Source organism: Pseudoduganella sp. jia 12 (assembly GCF_055502675.1).
Window position 1 is genome coordinate 264,978 of sequence record NZ_JBUXKP010000006.1, and the last position, 18,117, is coordinate 283,094.

15 protein-coding genes and 2 tRNA genes are annotated in these 18,117 nt (G+C 65.9%); 11 read left to right on the top strand and 6 right to left on the bottom strand.

Annotated elements, in window-relative coordinates; translation table 11 throughout:
* Positions 1 to 265 precede the first annotated feature (265 nt).
* The 9 genes from ACY65G_RS15500 to ACY65G_RS15540 all read left to right on the top strand — a co-directional run bounded on the left by ACY65G_RS15500 (position 266) and on the right by ACY65G_RS15540 (position 11,406).
* On the top strand, positions 266 to 2,971 hold the full coding sequence (locus ACY65G_RS15500) for a TonB-dependent receptor (protein WP_464998212.1): 2,706 nt from the start codon (positions 266 to 268) through the stop codon (positions 2,969 to 2,971).
* A 152-nt stretch (positions 2,972 to 3,123) separates the two neighbouring features.
* A complete protein-coding gene (locus ACY65G_RS15505) occupies positions 3,124 to 3,909 on the top strand; it encodes a rhamnogalacturonan acetylesterase (protein WP_464998213.1) in 786 nt (261 codons plus the stop codon).
* Entirely contained in the window at positions 3,906 to 5,348 is a 1,443-nt protein-coding gene (locus ACY65G_RS15510) for a pectinesterase family protein (RefSeq protein ID WP_464998214.1), read from the top strand. The genes ACY65G_RS15505 and ACY65G_RS15510 overlap by 4 nt, the downstream gene beginning before the upstream one ends.
* 8 nt (positions 5,349 to 5,356) lie before the next feature.
* The gene (locus ACY65G_RS15515; protein ID WP_464998215.1) at positions 5,357 to 7,264 is read left to right on the top strand and encodes a glycoside hydrolase family 28 protein; all 1,908 of its coding nucleotides are present in this window, start codon (positions 5,357 to 5,359) and stop codon (positions 7,262 to 7,264) included.
* Between the two features lie 144 nt (positions 7,265 to 7,408).
* Positions 7,409 to 7,735: a thioredoxin family protein gene (locus ACY65G_RS15520; protein WP_464998216.1), complete on the top strand. Its 327-nt coding sequence runs from the start codon at positions 7,409 to 7,411 to the stop codon at positions 7,733 to 7,735.
* Between the two features lie 37 nt (positions 7,736 to 7,772).
* On the top strand, positions 7,773 to 9,044 hold the full coding sequence (locus ACY65G_RS15525; protein ID WP_464998217.1) for an MFS transporter: 1,272 nt from the start codon (positions 7,773 to 7,775) through the stop codon (positions 9,042 to 9,044).
* Between the two features lie 82 nt (positions 9,045 to 9,126).
* Entirely contained in the window at positions 9,127 to 11,004 is a 1,878-nt protein-coding gene (locus tag ACY65G_RS15530) for an amidohydrolase (protein WP_464998380.1), read from the top strand.
* Positions 11,005 to 11,014: 10 nt separating this feature from the next.
* Complete coding sequence (locus ACY65G_RS15535; RefSeq protein WP_464998218.1) at positions 11,015 to 11,257, top strand: DUF1427 family protein; 243 nt, start codon at positions 11,015 to 11,017, stop codon at positions 11,255 to 11,257.
* The gene (locus ACY65G_RS15540; protein ID WP_464998219.1) at positions 11,254 to 11,406 is read left to right on the top strand and encodes a XapX domain-containing protein; all 153 of its coding nucleotides are present in this window, start codon (positions 11,254 to 11,256) and stop codon (positions 11,404 to 11,406) included. The genes ACY65G_RS15535 and ACY65G_RS15540 overlap by 4 nt, the downstream gene beginning before the upstream one ends.
* 230 nt (positions 11,407 to 11,636) lie before the next feature.
* Here the strand turns inward: ACY65G_RS15540 and ACY65G_RS15545 are convergent, their stop codons facing one another.
* On the bottom strand, positions 11,637 to 11,891 hold the full coding sequence (locus tag ACY65G_RS15545) for a hypothetical protein (RefSeq protein ID WP_464998220.1): 255 nt from the start codon (positions 11,889 to 11,891) through the stop codon (positions 11,637 to 11,639).
* A 155-nt stretch (positions 11,892 to 12,046) separates the two neighbouring features.
* On the opposite strand from ACY65G_RS15545, the gene ACY65G_RS15550 reads away from it, so the two are divergent.
* Both ACY65G_RS15550 and ACY65G_RS15555 read left to right on the top strand, forming a co-directional pair.
* Positions 12,047 to 12,808 carry a hypothetical protein gene (locus ACY65G_RS15550; protein WP_464998221.1) on the top strand — a complete coding sequence of 254 codons (762 nt, stop codon included), beginning with the start codon at positions 12,047 to 12,049 and terminating at the stop codon, positions 12,806 to 12,808.
* 23 nt (positions 12,809 to 12,831) lie between these two features.
* The gene (locus ACY65G_RS15555) at positions 12,832 to 13,605 is read left to right on the top strand and encodes a hypothetical protein (protein WP_464998222.1); all 774 of its coding nucleotides are present in this window, start codon (positions 12,832 to 12,834) and stop codon (positions 13,603 to 13,605) included.
* A 170-nt stretch (positions 13,606 to 13,775) separates the two neighbouring features.
* Here ACY65G_RS15555 and ACY65G_RS15560 read toward each other — a convergent pair.
* The 5 genes from ACY65G_RS15560 to ACY65G_RS15580 form a co-directional block, all read right to left on the bottom strand.
* Positions 13,776 to 13,852: transfer RNA gene (locus ACY65G_RS15560), tRNA-Met, on the bottom strand.
* A gap of 76 nt (positions 13,853 to 13,928) precedes the next feature.
* A tRNA-Met gene (locus ACY65G_RS15565) sits at positions 13,929 to 14,005 on the bottom strand.
* Positions 14,006 to 14,149: 144 nt separating this feature from the next.
* Positions 14,150 to 15,097, bottom strand: coding sequence for a tRNA (adenosine(37)-N6)-dimethylallyltransferase MiaA (gene miaA / locus ACY65G_RS15570; RefSeq protein ID WP_464998223.1), 948 nt, complete (start codon positions 15,095 to 15,097; stop codon positions 14,150 to 14,152).
* A 52-nt stretch (positions 15,098 to 15,149) separates the two neighbouring features.
* Positions 15,150 to 17,060, bottom strand: coding sequence for a DNA mismatch repair endonuclease MutL (gene mutL, locus ACY65G_RS15575; RefSeq protein ID WP_464998224.1), 1,911 nt, complete (start codon positions 17,058 to 17,060; stop codon positions 15,150 to 15,152).
* Between the two features lie 53 nt (positions 17,061 to 17,113).
* Positions 17,114 to 18,013, bottom strand: a complete 900-nt coding sequence (locus ACY65G_RS15580) for a peptidylprolyl isomerase (RefSeq protein ID WP_464998225.1) — start codon at positions 18,011 to 18,013, stop codon at positions 17,114 to 17,116.
* Positions 18,014 to 18,117 lie beyond the last annotated feature (104 nt).

An 18,117-nucleotide genomic window follows, 5' to 3' on the forward strand; every position in this document is an offset into this window, starting at 1 on the left:
CGAACGGTACCGCGACAGGAGACAGGATGTATTCGATATCGCCAGCGGCATTAGCCGCTACCCTTGCCGGCGGCGCGCGCCATGCGCAGCGCCACCGCGCCCCTGTTCTTCAATAAAAACAAGCTTATCCACCGCCTGCGACCCCGGCCCTGGCTCGATCCCGGCCTTCGTCGCAGCGGCACGGAGCACGCGAGGTGCTCCACCAACGCCGCCCGCCGCACCATGCAGGCTGGCGCGAACACCATCGGAAACCCAGGAGACAAGCATGAACAAGCGCGCAAGTTTGCAAACCCGCCTCCAGCCACGGCTGGCGTTGACCTCGATCGCCCTGGCCGTGCTGGCCATGGCCAACGGGGCGGCCGCACAGGAGGCCGCGATGCAGCGCATCGAAGTGACGGGTTCCTCGATCAAGCGGCTGGCCAATGAAGAAGCGCTGCCGGTCACCAGCATCAAGGCGGAAGAATTCACCCAGCGCGGCATGACCACGCTGGCTGACGTGATGATGGCGCTGCCGCAATCGGCATCGCTGGCGCCGTCGAACGCCGGCTCCGGCACCAACATCAACCTGCGTGGCCTGGGCGTGAACCGCACGCTGGTGCTGCTGAACGGCCGCCGCATGGCCAACGAGGCAATTTCCGCCGGCTATGCCAACCTGGACGTGATTCCATTCTCCGCGCTGCAGCGCGTCGAGATCCTGCGCGATGGCGCTTCCTCGCTGTACGGTTCGGATGCGATCGGCGGCGTGGTCAACTTCATCACGAAGAAGGAATTCGAAGGCGTGCAGGTCACCGGCCAGTACGTGACGCCGGAGAAAAGCGGCGGCGGCGACGAACGCCGCGCCACGCTGACCTTCGGCAAGGGCAACCTGAGCCGCGACGGCTGGTCGGCTTACGCCACCGTCGACTTCCACGACCGTTCGCGCCTGGCCGCGCGCGACCGCGCCGAGCTGTCCTCCGACGAGCTGCTGGCGTCGCTGGGCCGTTCCCGCGCGCTGGGCACCGGCGGCTATGCGATGCCCGCCAACTTCACCACGGCCACCAACAGGAATGCGCAAAATCCGTATGCCGGCAGCTGCGCCGCGCCGTACTCGATGATCGGCGCCAAGAACACCTGTATCCTCGACAGCAACGAATACGGCACCGCGCTGTATGAAAACCAGCAGGTCAGTTTCTACGCGCGTGCCGCCAAGCAGATCAGCGAAGACCACACGTTCACGGTCGAATACACGCGCGGCCAGTCGTACATCATCTCCGCCCGCAATCCGACCCAGTCGGTCGCGGTGCAAGGCGTGTCGGCGCAGTTGCCATCGACGTCGAAGTGGTACCCGGGCAACAGCGGCGGCGTGCCTGCCATGGCCGGCCTGAACGGCGTGCCGCTGAACGTGACCTGGTCGGTGGCCGACTACGGCCTGGCCGCGCAGAAGGACAAGCAGGTCAACCAGCGCCTGGCCTTCGTCGACGAAGGCGTGCTGGCCGGCTGGGACTACCGCGCTGGCCTCGTGATCGGCCTGTCCGACCGCGAAAACTTCTACCAGAACGGCTTCTTCAAGGGCCAGGGCATCCTCGATGGCCTGAAGAGCGGCGCGCTGAACCCGTTCGGCCTGCAGGACCAGGCCGGCCGCGACTACCTGGCGTCGATCTCGGTCGACGGCATGAAGAACCGCGATTCGCAAACCACCTACAAGGGCATCGACTTCTCGGCCAGCCGTTCGCTGTTCGCGATGGCCGGCGGCGACGCCGCGATCGCGGTCGGTGCCGACATGAGCCACCAGACCACGCGCGACGACAAGCTGGCGATCCAGAACGAAGTGCAGTACCTGAACAGCACGTCGTCGCATGGCGAAGGCCAGCGCAACGTGTACGCGCTGTACGCCGAACTGGACTTGCCGGTCACGAAGACGCTGAACGTCAACCTGGCCGTGCGCGACGACTACTTCAGCGACTTCGGCAACACCATCAACCCGAAGGCGAGCTTCCGCTGGGAAGCCACCAAGAACGTGATGTTCCGCGGTTCGGCCAACACGGGCTTCCGCGCGCCGACACTGTTCGATGCCTACGGCTACCGCCTGCCTGGCGCCACCGGCAAGACGTCGGCACGCTGGGACGATCCGCTGCAGTGCCCGGGCGCGACGCCGGCCATTGCCGGTACCGGCACGCCGCTGCCGGGCCTCGTGGAATCCGAAGTCTGCAACGTGCAGCTGAACAAGCAGGTGGGTTCCAATGCCGGCCTGAAGCCGGAGAAATCGAAAGGCTTCACGCTGGGCGTGGTGTTCGAGCCGATCAAGTCGATGACGCTGTCGTTCGACTACTGGAACATCCGCATGAAGGACATGCTGGCCAACCTGCCGGAGCAGGTGTACTTCCAGGACCCGGCCAAGTACGCGAACCTGTTCGTGCGTAACGCCGACGGCTCGCTGGCGTTCATCAACAACACCACGATGAACCTGGGCGGCCAGAAGGCGGCCGGTATCGACGTCTCGGCGTCGTACCGCTTCCCGCGCAGCACCTACGGCGACTTCAGGGTGGAACTGGACGGCACGTACCTGACGCAGTTCGAGAACCAGCTGTTCCCGGGCGAGGAGTGGGTCAACAACGTGGGCCGCTTCGGCGCCGCGTCGAACGGCACCACGTCGAGCTTCCCGATCATCACGTACCGCTGGAAGCACGTGCTGAAGATGTCGTGGGCACTGGGCGACTGGACCGCGCAGGCGACCCAGAACTACAACTCGAAGTACGAAGACCAGAACCTGGTCGCCGAGCAGTACTGGCGCGACATCAACTCGTACAAGCCGTGGAACCTGACGCTGGGCTACAAGGGCTTCAAGAACACGCAGCTGACGTTCGGCATCACCAACGTGTTCGATTCGAACCCGCCGGTCACGAACCACAGCGGCTATTCGTACGGTTACCTGTCGAGTGCGGGCAGCGCGATCGGCCGCTCGTACAACCTGCGCGCGAGCTACACCTTCTAAGCGCGGTCCAGCTGGAACATTGCCTCAAAACAGGGGGCTTGGCCGGGGTTTCAAGGAGCACCGCTCCTTGCCGGCCCGGCGGCCCTGCCATGCATGGCAGGGCTCCTTCCAGCCCCCTGTCTGGAAACACTTTTGTGGAGCGGAGGTCTCATATGAAGCAACGTTTCCTGTCGGGCGCAGTCGCGGCGCTGTTGTGCGTGGGCGGCGCCCAGGCGGCCGACAAGCCGGTACGGTTCATCCTCGTCGGCGATTCGACGATGGCGTCGAACAGCGGCTACGGCGACGCGTTCTGCGCGCGCGTGAACCGCGCCAACACCTGCATCAATCTCGCCAAGGGCGGGCGCAGCTCGTCGAGTTTTCGCGCCGAAGGACGGTGGGACGAGGTGCAAGGCCTGCTGAAAGGCAGCGCGGCCTACCGCGCCACGTACGTACTGATCCAGTTCGGCCACAACGACCAGCCGGGCAAGCCGGGCCGGTCGACCGACCTGAAGACCGAATTTCCCGTCAACATGGCCCGCTATGTCGACGAAGTCAGGGCATTGAACGGCATGCCGGTACTGGTGACGCCCCTGACGCGCCGCATGTTCAAGGACGGCGTGCTGGAAAACACGCTGGTGCCGTGGGCGGACGTGATGCGCGCCACGGCGAAGGAAAAGCAGGTGCCGCTGCTGGACCTGAATGCCGACAGCTACGCCGCCGTGCAGGCCATGGGCGAGACGGAAGCCGATACACTGGCCGTGGCGCCGAAGCCGGCCGCAGTTTCGGCACCGGCAGCAGCCAGCGGCGCGGCGGTCGAGCCGCAGGGCGCCGCGAAGAGCGCATTCGACTACACGCACCTCGGCGCCAAGGGCGCGAAATACTTCGCGGCGATGGTCGAACGCGAACTGAAGGCGGCCATCCCGGCCGTGACGGCCGAGTTCAAGCCGGAGGGCGAATGATGCGCGCCGCGCTGATCGCCGCGGCCGTATTCATGGCCGGTGGCGTGCACGCCCAGGATACCGGCGCCGCCGGCCGTCCCCAGCTCACCGCGGCGGAAGCAAAACGCTACACGATCGCCGAGGTGCTGAAAACGACCGGCCGCGCTGGCGCCGAGAAAACCGATCCGTGGGACCCGCTGGCCGATCCGCTGGCCGGGGACGCGGCATTCAAGGCCGACTACATCGTCGATGCCGGCGGCCGGGCCGATGGCGTGACGACGTTCGTCAGCGTGCAGCAGGCGGTCAACCGCGCGGTCATCGATGCCGCCGCGAAGCCGCAGGGCGGGCGCCAGTACATCCTCGTCAAGCCCGGCACCTACCGCGAGCTGGTCTACGTGCCGGCATCGGCGCGGCCGATCACGCTGTTCGGGGAGGGCAGGGATGCCGCCGATACCGTGATCTCGGCCGGGCTCGATGCCGCCATTCCCGTGGCCGACTATCTCGAGCGCCATGGACCGCAGTTCGAGCGGCTCGATCCCTCGATCGTGGCCATGCACGCGCAGATCGCGGCCCGCGCCCCCACGATCTCGACCAGTGGCTCGATGACGGTATGGACGCGCAACCACGGCTTCCAGGCGCGCAAGCTGACGATCGAGAACAGCTACAACAAGGCCACCGGCAATGCGCGCGACGAATGCGGCGAGCGCGTGTGCGGCACGCCGGACAAGCCGCAGCAGCGTGTCAGCCACCAGGCCGTGGCGCTGCTGGTCGAAGGCGCGGACAAGGCGCAATTCGAGAACGTACGGCTGATCGGCTTCCAGGACACGCTGTACCTGAAGTCAGGCGAAACCCGCGTCACGTCGCGCAGCTTCTTCCACAAGTCGTATATCGAGGGCGACGTCGACTTCATCTTCGGCGATACCACGGCCTACTTCTACCGCAGTGAAGTGAAATCGCTGGGCGACCGCACGATGTCGTACGTGGGCGCCCCGAACACCAACTGGCTCACGAAATTCGGCTTTGTGTTTAATGAAGTGAAGTTCACCAGCGACGGCTCGCCGAATGCGCTGGCCGGCAAGTTCTACCTGGCCCGCCAGTGGTTCCACAATTCGCGCTGCAGCCCCTACGCGCCGGTGGCCGTGGAAGGCTATGCGTGCACGCTGGGCACCGAGAGCGTCTATAAAGCGCCGAAGGGCACGATCACGCCCACGGTGCTGGAGACCGTCGGCAAGATGGTGGTGATGAATTCGCGCATCGGCGCGCACATCGGCCGCGACAAGCCATGGTCGGACTGGAACACCCCCGGCACGCTGGCTTACCGCCCGGCGCAGTTTTCACCGGATGATTTCTACAAGAACCTGAAGAACGCGGGCATCGACCCCGTCAACCACCTGGGCTACCGGAAGCAGCCCCCGCCAGGCGATGCATACCTGGCGGAATTCAACAACGCCCACGAGTAGGAGACTGCATGAACCATTTCAATGAACACCGCGTGAACGAGGTTAACGGCAAGCGCCGCGCGATGATGAAGGCCGTATCGGCTTCCAGCCTGGCGCTGGCCGGCGGCGGCGCCGCCCTGGCAACCGGTTCGGCCGGCGCGGCCATCGCGGACGACCCGTGGGGCCGCGCGAAGGAAATCGTCGATCGCCTGAACAAGCCGCGCCGTTTCCGCGACCAGGATTTCCCGATCACGGAATTCGGCGCAGCACAGTGCAAGCTGGTGAAGATCAAGGCATGGATTTCCCATGACGACCAGGCGACGGTCGAAACCCAGGCCCCCGGATCGCACGATTGCTATCCGGCGATCAAGGCCGCCATCGAGGCCTGCCACAAGGCGGGCGGCGGCCGCGTGGTGATCCCGGCCGGTAACTGGTTCGTGGCCGGCCCGATCGTGCTGCTGTCGAACGTGCACGTGCACCTGAAGAAGGGCGCCAACGTGCTGTTCTCCACGCAGCCGGCCGATTATGCGAAATACGGCGAATTCGATTGCGGCAAGCACGGCAAGCTGGTGATCACGCGCTGGCAGGGCAACGACTGCCTGAACTTCGCGTCACCGATCTATGCCTACGGCGCCGACAATATCGCGCTGACCGGCGAGGACTGGACCAGCGTGCTCAATGGCCAGGGCGGCGTGCCGTTCAACGGCAAGGATGGCGACTGCTGGTGGACGTGGAAGGGCAAGAACCGCACGATCAACCCGGCCTCGCAGGCGAACACGCCGGGCTACGTGGAAGGCAAGCTGACGCAGCGCCTGCCGAACCCGATCAACCCGAAATCACTGAAGGACGTGGCGCCGCACCTGACGGAAGCAGAACGCCTGCACATCCAGGGCGAGGGCGAGCGCTGGCGCGCCGACGAGCAGTATTTGCCTGCGCTGTCCGAGGCGGGCGTGCCGCTGGCGCAGCGCGTGTTCGGCCTGGGCCACTTCCTGCGCCCGACGATGATCCACATCATCGGCTGCACCAACGTGCTGCTCGAAGGCTATGAAGTGAAGGACACGCCGTTCTGGCAACACCATCCGGTCCATTGCCGCAATATCGTGATCCGCAACGTGCACTGCAACAGCAAGGGCCCGAACAGCGACGGCTTCGACCCGGAGTCGTGCGACATGGTGCTGATCGAAGGCTGCACGTTCGATACGGGCGACGATTGCATCGCCATCAAGGCCGGCAAGGACCTGGATGTGCAATACGGACCGTCGCAGAACATCGTGGTGCAGAAGTGCATCATGCAGAGCGGCCACGGCGCCGTCACGCTGGGCAGCGAGATGGCCGGCGGCATCCAGAACGTCTACGCGCAGGACCTCGTGTTCGAGAACATCCATTGGGCGACCGATCCGCTGAACACGGCGATCCGGCTGAAGACCAACATGAACCGCGGCGGCTACCTGAAGAACTTCTACGTGCGCAACGTGAAGATCCCGAATGGCGTGCAGACCAGCCCGTCGTTCTACGCGTCGCTGCCCAACTCGCCGATCGAATCGAAGACCGTGGCCGTCGCCGCCGGTGCCGTCGTCACCTTCGACTGCGACTACACGCCGACCGCCGACACCGTGCGCACCCGGCCGCCGGTGGTGGACAACGTGCAGATCTCCAACGTCACCGTGGGCAACGTGGAGGTGAAGAAAGGACCGAAGAAAGGGCAGAAGGCGGCGTGCTACCAGGCCGTCGTCATCCTCGGGCCGGTGTCCAACAACTACAACGGCCCGCAGCCGATGCCGCAAGTGCCGCCGGTGACCAACGTGACGATCAGCGACTGCGACTTCGGCACCACCGTCAGCACCGAGCAGCCGTTCTTCCTGTACAACGTGCGCGGGCTGAAGCTGAACCGGGTGAAGATCGGCGGCAAGGAGTACAACACCACGCTGTCGGCGTAAGCGGCAAGACGGCAGTGCTCACCCCGACGGCGTGACCCTGGGGTCAGACCATGGTCTGACCCCGGCATTTGCCTTTGGGTTGTACACACGTTTCCGGCGCGCCCATGGTAAGGTTTCTCCAATAACCTTGCCATGGAGCCTACGATGGAACGTACATACCAGGAAGCGGCGCCGACGCGCGCCGAGATCGATGCCCTGACCGGCCCCGCATTGCTGGAGTTCGGCACCAACTGGTGCGGCTACTGCCGCGCCGCCCAGGCGCCGCTCGCCGAGGCCTATGCGGACTACCCCGGCATCCGGCACTTCAAGGTGGAGGACGGGCCCGGCCGCTTGCTGGGCCGTTCCTTCCGTGTCAAACTCTGGCCCACCATGATCTTCCTGCAAGACGGGAAGGAAGTGGCGCGCGTGGTGCGCCCCGCAAGCGCGGGCGAGATCCGCGACGCGTTCGCCCAGATCGCCCAACCCGGCTGACGGCACTTATCGGTTTTTCCCTCATTCCGGAGTACGCATGTCCCAGCCTCACCCGGCCGGCCGAGTCAACTCGCCCGGCACCGTGCTGTTCGCCAGCCTGATCGGCACCACGATCGAATTCTTCGACTTCTATATCTACGCGACGGCCGCCGTCCTCGTCTTTCCCCACCTGTTCTTCCCGGCAGGCGATCCCACCGCCGCCACCCTGCAGTCGCTGGCCACGTTCGCCATCGCGTTCTTTGCGCGCCCCGTCGGCTCGGCCGTGTTCGGCCACTTCGGCGACCGTGTCGGCCGCAAGGCCACGCTGGTGGCCGCACTGCTGACGATGGGCCTGTCCACCGTGGCCATCGGCATGCTGCCCACCTACGCGCAGATCGGCGCCTGGGCGCCGGCACTGCTGGCGCTGTGCCGCTTCGGCCAGGGCCTGGGCCTGGGCGGGGAGTGGGGTGGTGCCGTGCTGCTGGCCACCGAGAATGCACCGCCGGGCAAGCGCGCCTGGTACGGCATGTTCCCGCAACTGGGCGCGCCGATCGGCTTCTTCCTTTCCGGCGGCATCTTCCTGCTGCTGTCCGAAGTGCAAACTGATCAGCAGTTCTTCAGCTGGGGCTGGCGTGTGCCGTTCCTGGCCAGTGCGCTGCTCGTGGTGGTGGGCCTGTACGTACGCCTGAAGATCACCGAAACGCCGGATTTCCAGAAAGTGCTCGACAAGGGCGAACGCGTCGAGGTGCCGGTGAAGGCCGTGCTGGTGCAGCACACCCGCGCGCTGGTGCTGGGCACGATGATGGCGATGGCCACCTTCGTGCTGTTCTACCTGATGACGGTGTTCACGCTGAACTGGGGCGTGGCCGGGCTGGGCTTCTCGCGCCAGCAGATGCTGATCCAGCAGCTGGTCGCCGTGGTGTTCTTCGGCCTGACGATTCCCGTGGCGGCATTGCTGGCGGACCGCCATGGCCGGCGCGGCACGCTGATCTGGGTATCGGCCGCGATCGCGCTGTTCGGCCTCGCGTTCGGCCCGCTGTTCGATTCGCGCAGCGCCGTGCAGGTCACGCTGTTCCTCGCATTGGGCCTGGGGCTGATGGGCATGACGTATGGCCCGCTGGGCACGATCCTGTCGGAACTGTTCCCGGCCGAGGTGCGCTATACGGGCGCGTCGCTGACGTTCAACCTGGCCGGTATCATCGGCGCCTCGCTGGCACCGTATATCGCCACCATGCTGGCCACCACGTACGGCCTGCAGTACGTGGGGTATTACCTGTCGATCGCAGCCCTGCTCAGCCTTCTCGCGCTGGTGCTGGCGAAAGAACAGTAGCAGCTGCTCCCTCCGGCTACCTCCTTCGGCAGAGGATTGCTGTGCCCCGTCTAGGGATGACGGGGCACACAGGGTGCGTATGATGGAACCACCCATCGCCTACCCTGACAAGACCATGCTGATCCTGACCAACGGCCGCTTTCATACGGCCGACAAATCCCATCCCGTCGCCACGGCGGTCGCCATCGCCGACGGCAAGTTCCTCGCCGTGGGCACCACCGAAGAAGTGATGCGCCATGCCGCGGCGGACACGCAGGTGATCGACCTGAACGGCCGCACCGTCATTCCCGGCCTGAACGATTCGCACCTGCACCTGATCCGTGGCGGCCTCAACTACAACCTGGAGCTGCGCTGGGAAGGCGTGCCATCGCTGGCCGATGCGCTGCGCATGCTGAAGGAACAGGCGCTGCGCACGCCCACCCCGCAGTGGGTGCGCGTGGTCGGCGGCTGGAACGAGTTCCAGTTCGCCGAAAAGCGCATGCCCACGCTGGACGAGATCAACGCCGCCGCGCCCGATACGCCCGTGTTCGTGCTGCACCTGTACGACCGCGCGCTGCTGAACCGCGCCGCGCTGCGCGCCGTGGGCTACGACAAGGACACGCCGGCGCCACCGGGCGGAGAAATCGCCCGCGATGCGCACGGCAACCCGACGGGCATGCTGATCGCGCGTCCGAACGCGATGATCCTGTACGCCACGCTGGCCAAGGGCCCTGCGCTGCCGCTGGAGCACCAGGTGAACAGCACGCGCCAGTTCATGCGCGAACTGAACCGCCTGGGCCTGACCAGTGCGATCGACGCGGGCGGCGGCTTCCAGAATTACCCGCAGGATTACCAGGTGGTGCAGCAGCTGGCCGAGCAGGACCAGCTGACGATCCGCATCGCCTACAACCTGTTCACGCAGAACAAGGGCGCGGAACTGCAGGATTTCAAGCAGTGGACGGACATCGTCAAGCCGGGTGACGGCAGCGACTGGTACCGCCACAACGGCGCCGGCGAGATGCTGGTGTTCTCGGCGGCCGACTTCGAGGACTTCCTGGAACCGCGCCCGGACCTGCCGCCCGAGATGGAGGCGCAACTGGAGCAGGTGGTGCGCCACCTCGTCGAGCAGCGCTGGCCGTTCCGCCTGCATGCCACCTACGACGAATCGATCGGCCGCATGCTCGACGTGTTCGAGAAGGTCAACCGCGATATCCCGTTCGACGGCCTGCACTGGCTGTTCGACCACGCCGAGACGATCACGCCGAGGAACATCGAGCGCGTGAAAGCGCTGGGCGGCGGCATCGCCATCCAGCACCGCATGGCGTTCCAGGGTGAGTACTTCGTCGACCGCTACGGCGCCGAAGCCGCAAAGCACACGCCGCCGATCAAGCGCATGCTGGAGAACGGCGTGCCGGTGGGCGCCGGCACGGATGCGACGCGCGTGGCCAGCTACAACCCGTGGACGGCCCTGTACTGGCTCGTGTCCGGCCGCACCGTGGGCGGCCTGCGCCTGTACGATGCCGGCGCCAGGCTCGATCGCGACACGGCGATCGAACTGTGGACGTCGGGCAGTGCGTGGTTCTCGAACGAGCAGGGCAAGAAGGGCCGCATCAAGGAAGGCATGCTGGCCGACCTGGCCGTGCTGTCGGCCGATTTCTTCCGCGTGGAGGAAGAGGCGATCAAGTCGATCGAATCCGTGCTGACCGTGGTGGGCGGCAGGATCGTGTTCGCCCAGGCCGAGTTCGACAAGCTGGGCCCGCCGCAACTGCCGGTGCTGCCGGACTGGTCGCCGGTCAACAAGGTGCCGGGCCACTACCGTGCCGTAGCCCCTGCCGCGCAGAAGAGCACACTGCCGCACCAGTGCGCCGGCGCCTGCGCGGTGCACAAGCACTCGCACGATGTGGCGCGCAAGTCCACTGTGCCCGTGTCGGACCATGCCGGCTTCTGGGGCGCGTTCGGCTGCAGCTGCTTTGCGTTCTGACGGAGGGGCGATGAACTACGTGAAGATCCTGGCCGGCCTCGTGCTGTCGTTCGTGGTAGGGCTGGCGTGCCGCAAGTTCGGCATTCCGGCCGCGTCGCCGCCCGTGCTGTCCGGCGCGCTGCTGGTATTCATGATGAGCAGCGGCTACTGGCTGGTGGACCGCTACGTGGCCCGCCGTGCCGCCGAGAACAAGCGCCATTGCGGCGGCCATGCGATCGAAGCCGCACCGACGCAGACTGGAGGTGGCCGATGAGCGCGCTGCTGGCCGGTGCCGTGCTGGGCCTCGTGATCGGCGCCGTGTGCCGGGCCTGCGATATTCCATCTCCCGCGCCGCCCACGCCGATCGGCGCGCTGCTGGTGGTGGCGATGACGGGAGGCTATGTGATGGGCGGGCTGGTGTAAGCAAACCCGCGTGGCCGGCCGTTGCCACGCAGGTCGTCATGGTCATTTTCCGGCCGCGGCTGCCGCTGGCGGTGCCGATGCTGTTCGACCAGTTCCAGGCCCTCGACCTGGACGAGGAATTGCCCGGCCTGACGCTGCATCCGATGCTGCGCGAGGACGGGCTGTTGACGCGGGCGACGCACTATTCATCCGTTGCGTGCGCGACGTGGCGCACGAAGCCCGCTGACCGGTCAGGGCGGCGGTGCGAGCTGGGCCAGCACCCGGTCGCGGTTGGCCAGCATGAAGGTGCGGAACGCCGGTTCCTTCACGGCCAGCCGTACCAGGCCGGGCAGCAACTCGTAGCAGCAACGGATCACGGTATCCATCGCACCATCGTTCTGCAGTGCTGCCATGGTCAAGGTGCCTGCCTTGCCATCGAGCTTTTGCAGGATTTCATCGCGGTGCGCGCCGATCACGCGCGAGACCGGTTGCATCAGGTCAGTCATATTTCCTCCGGTGTGTAAAACCCACAGTCTGATTTTCTTTCGGGTATCTAGTAATGAGTTGAAGCAAGATTTCTCATGGGAATTGCGTTAGCGCAATTTCACCCTTGCCTGGTGGACATACAGTGACTTCCGGGACAGTTCACAGAGGGGAAGACATGAGAAACCAGGGAACCCTGGCGGTACTGCTGATCACGGCCGGCGCCCTGATCTACGCGGCCATGCAGCATCCGCGTGATCCGCGGCAATCGGCACGGCGCGAGACGGAAGCCTCGAAGCAGGTGACCTGGGCAGTGGATGCCACCTCGAAGACGCCACGCTTCGCCGCCGAAGCATTCAACGACCGGATCGACCAGTTGCTGGACAAGGCGGTGCGCGACGTGCCGGCTTACCAGGACACGAACCGCTTCGTGTGCAAGCTGCCCGCCGAAGTAGGACCGGTGCCGCTGCTGGACGCCGTCGACGCCTACCTGCGCGGCCTGCCGGACAGCCGAAGCAACCCGGACTTGCTGCGTGGCCTGCACCGTGCCGCGCAACAGGGCAACTGGCTGGCCAAGGTGCAGGTGTACCTGTCGCGGCTCGGGAACGGCGCGCCGGACGACGCCACGATCTTCCAGGCGATCACGCTGATCGAGTGGATGCAGGAGCACCGGATCGGCGCGTTGTACGCCGCGATCGGCGACGCGGCCGATGCATCCGGCGCGCGGCGCGCCGCGTCCGGCAAGGCGCTGTCGAGCCTCGATATCTATGCCGCCATGCACCACAACTATCCGTCGCAATACAAGGTGGGACAGGCACTGGTACGCAGCGGCGATGCGCAGCAGGCCGCCACCGGGCGGCGCATGCTCGACTGCGCGGCACGGGCGCTGCCGGCGTATCGGGAGATGGTGGGCGACCACGCGCTGGCGGCGCGTGGGTGATCGGATTCGACAAGGAGAGGGATATGGCACGCCAACTGATCGTTTTGCTGGTTTTGCTGCTGGGCCTGGGCGCCCTGCATACGGCGGGGACACATCGGGCGCTGGCGCCGAAGCCGGCGGCATCGAAGGATCCGCATGCATGGCTGGGCACGTTGCCAGTTCGTATGGATCCCGCTGTGCTGGAAAAGCGCCAGGATCGTTTGTTCGAGCGGATGACCAAGGATGCCCAGGCAGTGGATGTGCGCCGGTTTGTCTGCAGGAGTCCTGCGGAGGTGGGCGCATTGCCGATGATGGGCGCCGTCATGCGTTACGTGGATGCACTGCCGGCCAGCCAGGATGACAAGGCACTGACCGAGGAACTGATGCAGGCGGCGGCGCACGGCAACTGGCTGGCGCGTACGCTGTTGCTGCCCCTGCTCGACAAATCCGGCAACGCAGCGTCGAGCTATCGGGCCATCCAGCTGGCGGAATGGCTGTACCATCACCGGCTCGGCCGGCTGTATGCCGATCTGGAACCGACAGCAAAGTGGATCGCCAGTTATGACGGTGACGGCGGCAACGATCCGTCCGGCTTCCTCGCCGCCGCAGCCATGCAACAGGACTACGCCATGCAAGCCAGCGTTGGCCGCGCGCTGATCGAGATGGACGATCCGAAAGTCGTTGTGGCAGGGGGTAGGATGCTGGCCTGTGCCGCCGAGGCGCGGGCGGCCTACGAGAAAATGGCACAGGTCCGCGGTGGAAGATCGGTGCGCGGCCTGGCCGAGCGCGCTGGATCGGACATCGGCATAATCCGGTGACAAGCCAGTGGAGCGGATGCACTGGCAAATCAGCAGTGCATTTTCTCCCGCCCGACAGCTCTGGTGTCGGGAGCCTGCTTTCCCGATTGCTATCTTGCCAGGGCATGGGCATCGCGATAGCGCCAAATGAAAAAAGCCGCCGGTCTCGCAACCGGCGGCTTTTTTACATCTGGTGGTGATAGGTGGACTTGAACCACCGACCCCAGCATTATGAGTGCTGTGCTCTAACCAGCTGAGCTATATCACCGCAAACTGTACAGCAAAGTTCCTGAAGAAAAACGACCTGAGCCGTTGCCGGTCAGGTCGTTTTGCTTGAATTCTGGTGGTGGTGATAGGTGGACTTGAACCACCGACCCCAGCATTATGAGTGCTGTGCTCTAACCAACTGAGCTATATCACCGCAACGGCAAGCATTATCGCGGCTGCTACCCGCGCTGTCAAGAACGGCACGGCTTTTTTGCAGTCGATGGCCAATCAGACAATATAGCGCAAATCCGCCCCGCGCAGCGAAAATGCGCAGTGGCGCGTGGCTGCAACGTCCAGCTCAGCCCTGCAATGCCGGCAGGCGTGCGAGGACCTGGCCGGTCGCGTCGGGCGCCAGGCAGTCGATGACGATCCGGTCCGGCATCGCGCGCAGCCACGTCAGCTGGCGCTTGGCAAGCTGGCGCGTGGCGATGATGCCGGTCTCGCGCATGTCCTTGTAGCCGATGCGGCCGTCGAGGTATTCCCACACCTGGCGGTAGCCCACGCAGCGCATCGAGGGCAGGCCGGGATGCAGGTCGCCGCGGCGGCGCAGCACTTCCACTTCGTCGATCAGCGCATCGTCTTCCAGCATGATGTCGAAGCGGCGCGCGATCCGGTCGTGCAGCACGGCGCGGTCATTCGGTTCCAGCGCGAATGACCGCAGCTCGAACGGCAGCGGTTCCTTCTCGCGCCGCGCCAGCAGCGAGGACATGGGCTTGCCTGACAGGCGGATGATTTCCAGCGCGCGCCCGATGCGCTGCGCATCGTTGGGATTGAGCCGCGCCGCCGTTTCCGGGTCCAGCGTGGCCAGCCGCGCATGCAGCGCCGGCCAGCCCAGGCGGGCCGCTTCCTCGTCCAGTTCGGCGCGCACCGCCGGGTCGGCGCCGGGCAGGTCGTCGAGCCCGTCGGCCAGGCCCTTGAAGTACAACATCGTGCCGCCGACCAGCAGCGGCAGCTTGCCGCGTGCCGCGATATCGGCCACGAGGCGCAATGTGTCGTTGCGGAACTGGGCTACGGAATAAGCGTCGAGCGGGTCGAGGATGTCGATCAGGTGGTGGGGCACCGCGGCCCGCTCTTCGCGTGTGGGCTTGGCGGTGCCGATATCCATGCCGCGGTACACAAGGGCCGAATCGACGGAGATGATTTCGGACGGGATGCGTTCGGCAATCGCCAGCGCGGCGGCGGTCTTGCCGCTCGCGGTCGGGCCCATGATGGCGACCGCGAGCGGGCGCTGGGAGTGATCAACCATTATTTCAAGGTCCAGAAAATTTTACGGTGCCTCAGGGGCGATGCCCCCACCACTACTGACCGCGCAGGAAGAGTTTGTCGAGGGCGGAGATTTCGACCTGTACCCAGGTGGGACGGCCATGGTTGCACTGGTCCGCGCGTTCCGTGCTTTCCATCTGGCGCAGCAGCGCGTTCATTTCCGGCGCGGTCAGGATGCGGTTGGCGCGCACGGCCGTGTGGCAGGCGAGGGTGCCGAGCAGTTCGTTGCGGCGCTCGATCAGCACGCGCGAGCCGCCGAATTCGCGCACGTCGCGCAGCACGTCGCGCGCCAGCGTTTGCGCATCGGCGTTTTTCAGCAGGGCCGGCACGGCGCGCACCGCCAGCGTCGTGGGCGACAGCACGGCAATGTCGAAGCCCAGCGCCTTCAGGGTGTCGCCATGTTCCTGCACCGTGCCCACTTCCACCGCATCGGCATAGAAGGTGACGGGGATCAGCAGCGACTGCACCTGCATGTCGGTGCCGGCGACCTGCGCATCGAGCGCATTTTTCAGCTGTTCGTACAGGATGCGCTCGTGCGCGGCGTGCATGTCCACCAGCACGAGGCCCTTGCTGTTCTGCGCCAGGATATAGATGCCGTGCAGTTGCGCCAGTGCGAAGCCGAGCGGGAATTCCTCGTGGGCGAGGGCGGCCGGCGTGGCGGTGTACGACGCCGGCTGCGGGATCGCGTAGGGCGCTGCCTGTTCGGCGGCGCGCGGCGGTTCCGCGTCGGCGAACAGCGCGCCGTAGCGTTCCGTGCTCTGCGCCACGCCGCCGCCGTCGCGCGATCCGAACGGCGACGGCGAGAACGTGGGCGTGTAGGTGGGGTTCATCATCGCGCCGAACGACGTTTGCTGCTGCGGGCGCCATGCATGGCCGCTGAGCGGAACGTCGCCGCCCAGCGTCTGCGCGGCGGGCAGGGGGGGCGGCACACTGCCGTGGGCCGTGGCGGACGTTTGCGCCAGCGCGCGCTGCACCGCGTGGAACACGAACTGGTGCACGGCGCGGCTGTCGCGGAAGCGCACCTCGATCTTCGACGGGTGTACGTTCACGTCCACCAGCGCCGGGTCCAGTTCCAGCGCCAGCACGTAGGACGGGAAGCGGTCGCCGTGCAGCACGTCTTCATAGGCCGCGCGCACCGCGTGCACGAGCACCTTGTCGCGCACGAAACGGCCGTTCACGTAGAAATACTGGCAATCGGCGCGCGACTTCGACGCCGTCGGCAGGCCGGCGAAGCCATGCAGCCGCAGCACGCCCGAAGCTTCGTCGATGGCGATGCGTGCTTCGGCAAACGCTTCGCCAAGAATCTGCGCGCTGCGCTTGGCCATGTCGCTGGCCATCCAGTGATCGACCGTGCGGCCGTTGTGCGTGAGCGTGAATGTCACGTCCGGCCGCGCCAGCGCGATGCGGCGCACGACTTCGGCGCAGTGGCCGAACTCGGTCTGTTCCGATTTCAGGAACTTGCGGCGCGCCGGGGTGTTGTAGTACAGGTCCTGCACATTGACGGTGGTGCCGGGCGCGCCGGACGACGGCTGCACCGTGCCCAGGTGCGAGCCTTCCAGCTCCCATGCGTGGGCCGCATCGGCCGTGCGCGACGTCAGATTCACGACCGCGACCGAGGCGATCGACGCCAGCGCCTCGCCGCGAAAGCCCAGGGTGTTGACGTTTTCCAGGTCGTCCAGCGAGGCGATCTTCGACGTGGCGTGCCGTGCCAGCGCGAGCGGCATCTGGTCCGGCGGGATGCCCTTGCCGTTGTCGGTGATGCAAATACGCTTGACGCCGCCTTCCTCGAGCCGGACCGTGATCTGGCTGCCGCCGGCGTCCAGCGCGTTTTCCAGCAGCTCCTTGACGACGGCGGACGGCCGCTCGACGACCTCGCCGGCGGCGATCTGCGAAATGAGCTGGTCGGGAAGCGCCTGGATCGGGCGGTGAGGAATCGGGGCATTCATGGTGGCCGAAATTATACCCCGGCCCGCATCCGCGCCCGCCATCGCCCGCGCCGTCAGGAACCGCGCTGGCGCACCGGGATCGGCACGTTGCACAAGTCCACGTGGCCGGCGGCCACCTTGGTCCACGGGCCGCCGCGGTTGCGCGAGGCCTCGGCCACCGCCTTGAAGCTGGCCGATGCCGTGCGCATCACTTCGAGCCTGCTGCGCTGTTCTTCCGGCACGTCGGCCGCCAGCTTCACCGACCTGATCGCCACGCGTTGCGCCGGGTCTTCATAAAAACCCATCGCGCCGGGGCCGCGCGGCATCACCGACAGCAGCGGCATGCCATCCACGACACGGCCAACCACGGTGATGTTGCGGTCCAGCTGGCGCGGCGCCTGGCCGATGACAGCGTACAGCGCGCCGCCATTGCCGCTGTCCGCCGCCGCGTCGCGGCCCACGCCCACCATGCCGTAGCAGTGTGCCAGCCAGGCCTGGCCGGTTTTCGGATCGCGCGCGGACGGGAAACCGTTCGAGTGGCCCACCTGCGGCGCATAGCCGTCGCGGTCCGGAAGGCGCGTGAAATCGCGGTCGTTCTTCATGGGCACCGTGAATTCGCCGGCCAGCTTTTCCTTTGCCGTTTTCGGCTTGCGCGGATTGGCTTCCTCCGGATCGCCCCACTGCACCACGAAGTTATCCTGCGCGCGCAGGATCGCCAGGCCGTCGAAGTAGCCTTCGCGCACCAGCGCACGGATATTGTCGGCATGGTTGGGGGCGAATGCCGGTGCCAGTTCGATGACGACACGCCCGGCCGGCAGTTCCAGGTACAGCGTGCTGGCCGGATCGAGCGCGCGCCATTCGCTGGCCTGCGACGCCTTGATCACGTCCGCCACGGAGGGTTTCGGCGGTAATTCCTTTGCCGCCAGTGGCATTGCGGCGAGAGAGGCGAGAAAATAGAGGGGCCAGCGGGTCATCGGGTCTCCTGGTTGCTTGCTCGAGCGGACTGGAAAATTGTAATCTTTAAAACTGACTCGATGAAAACTTTGTTGCTGTGGCAAGGAACCGGCCTGACCACTGG

What these genes read in the sequence shown, in the direction of transcription:
- ACY65G_RS15500 (WP_464998212.1), top strand. Translation starts at nt 266, where the DNA reads ATGAACAAGCGCGCAAGTTTGCAAACCCGCCTCCAGCCACGGCTGGCG.
- ACY65G_RS15505 (WP_464998213.1), top strand. Translation starts at nt 3,124, where the DNA reads ATGAAGCAACGTTTCCTGTCGGGCGCAGTCGCGGCGCTGTTGTGCGTG.
- ACY65G_RS15510 (WP_464998214.1), top strand. Translation starts at nt 3,906, where the DNA reads ATGATGCGCGCCGCGCTGATCGCCGCGGCCGTATTCATGGCCGGTGGC.
- ACY65G_RS15515 (WP_464998215.1), top strand. Translation starts at nt 5,357, where the DNA reads ATGAACCATTTCAATGAACACCGCGTGAACGAGGTTAACGGCAAGCGC.
- ACY65G_RS15520 (WP_464998216.1), top strand. Translation starts at nt 7,409, where the DNA reads ATGGAACGTACATACCAGGAAGCGGCGCCGACGCGCGCCGAGATCGAT.
- ACY65G_RS15525 (WP_464998217.1), top strand. Translation starts at nt 7,773, where the DNA reads ATGTCCCAGCCTCACCCGGCCGGCCGAGTCAACTCGCCCGGCACCGTG.
- ACY65G_RS15530 (WP_464998380.1), top strand. Translation starts at nt 9,127, where the DNA reads ATGGAACCACCCATCGCCTACCCTGACAAGACCATGCTGATCCTGACC.
- ACY65G_RS15535 (WP_464998218.1), top strand. Translation starts at nt 11,015, where the DNA reads ATGAACTACGTGAAGATCCTGGCCGGCCTCGTGCTGTCGTTCGTGGTA.
- ACY65G_RS15540 (WP_464998219.1), top strand. Translation starts at nt 11,254, where the DNA reads ATGAGCGCGCTGCTGGCCGGTGCCGTGCTGGGCCTCGTGATCGGCGCC.
- ACY65G_RS15545 (WP_464998220.1), bottom strand. Translation starts at nt 11,891, where the DNA reads ATGACTGACCTGATGCAACCGGTCTCGCGCGTGATCGGCGCGCACCGC.
- ACY65G_RS15550 (WP_464998221.1), top strand. Translation starts at nt 12,047, where the DNA reads ATGAGAAACCAGGGAACCCTGGCGGTACTGCTGATCACGGCCGGCGCC.
- ACY65G_RS15555 (WP_464998222.1), top strand. Translation starts at nt 12,832, where the DNA reads ATGGCACGCCAACTGATCGTTTTGCTGGTTTTGCTGCTGGGCCTGGGC.
- miaA (WP_464998223.1), bottom strand. Translation starts at nt 15,097, where the DNA reads ATGGTTGATCACTCCCAGCGCCCGCTCGCGGTCGCCATCATGGGCCCG.
- mutL (WP_464998224.1), bottom strand. Translation starts at nt 17,060, where the DNA reads ATGAATGCCCCGATTCCTCACCGCCCGATCCAGGCGCTTCCCGACCAG.
- ACY65G_RS15580 (WP_464998225.1), bottom strand. Translation starts at nt 18,013, where the DNA reads ATGACCCGCTGGCCCCTCTATTTTCTCGCCTCTCTCGCCGCAATGCCA.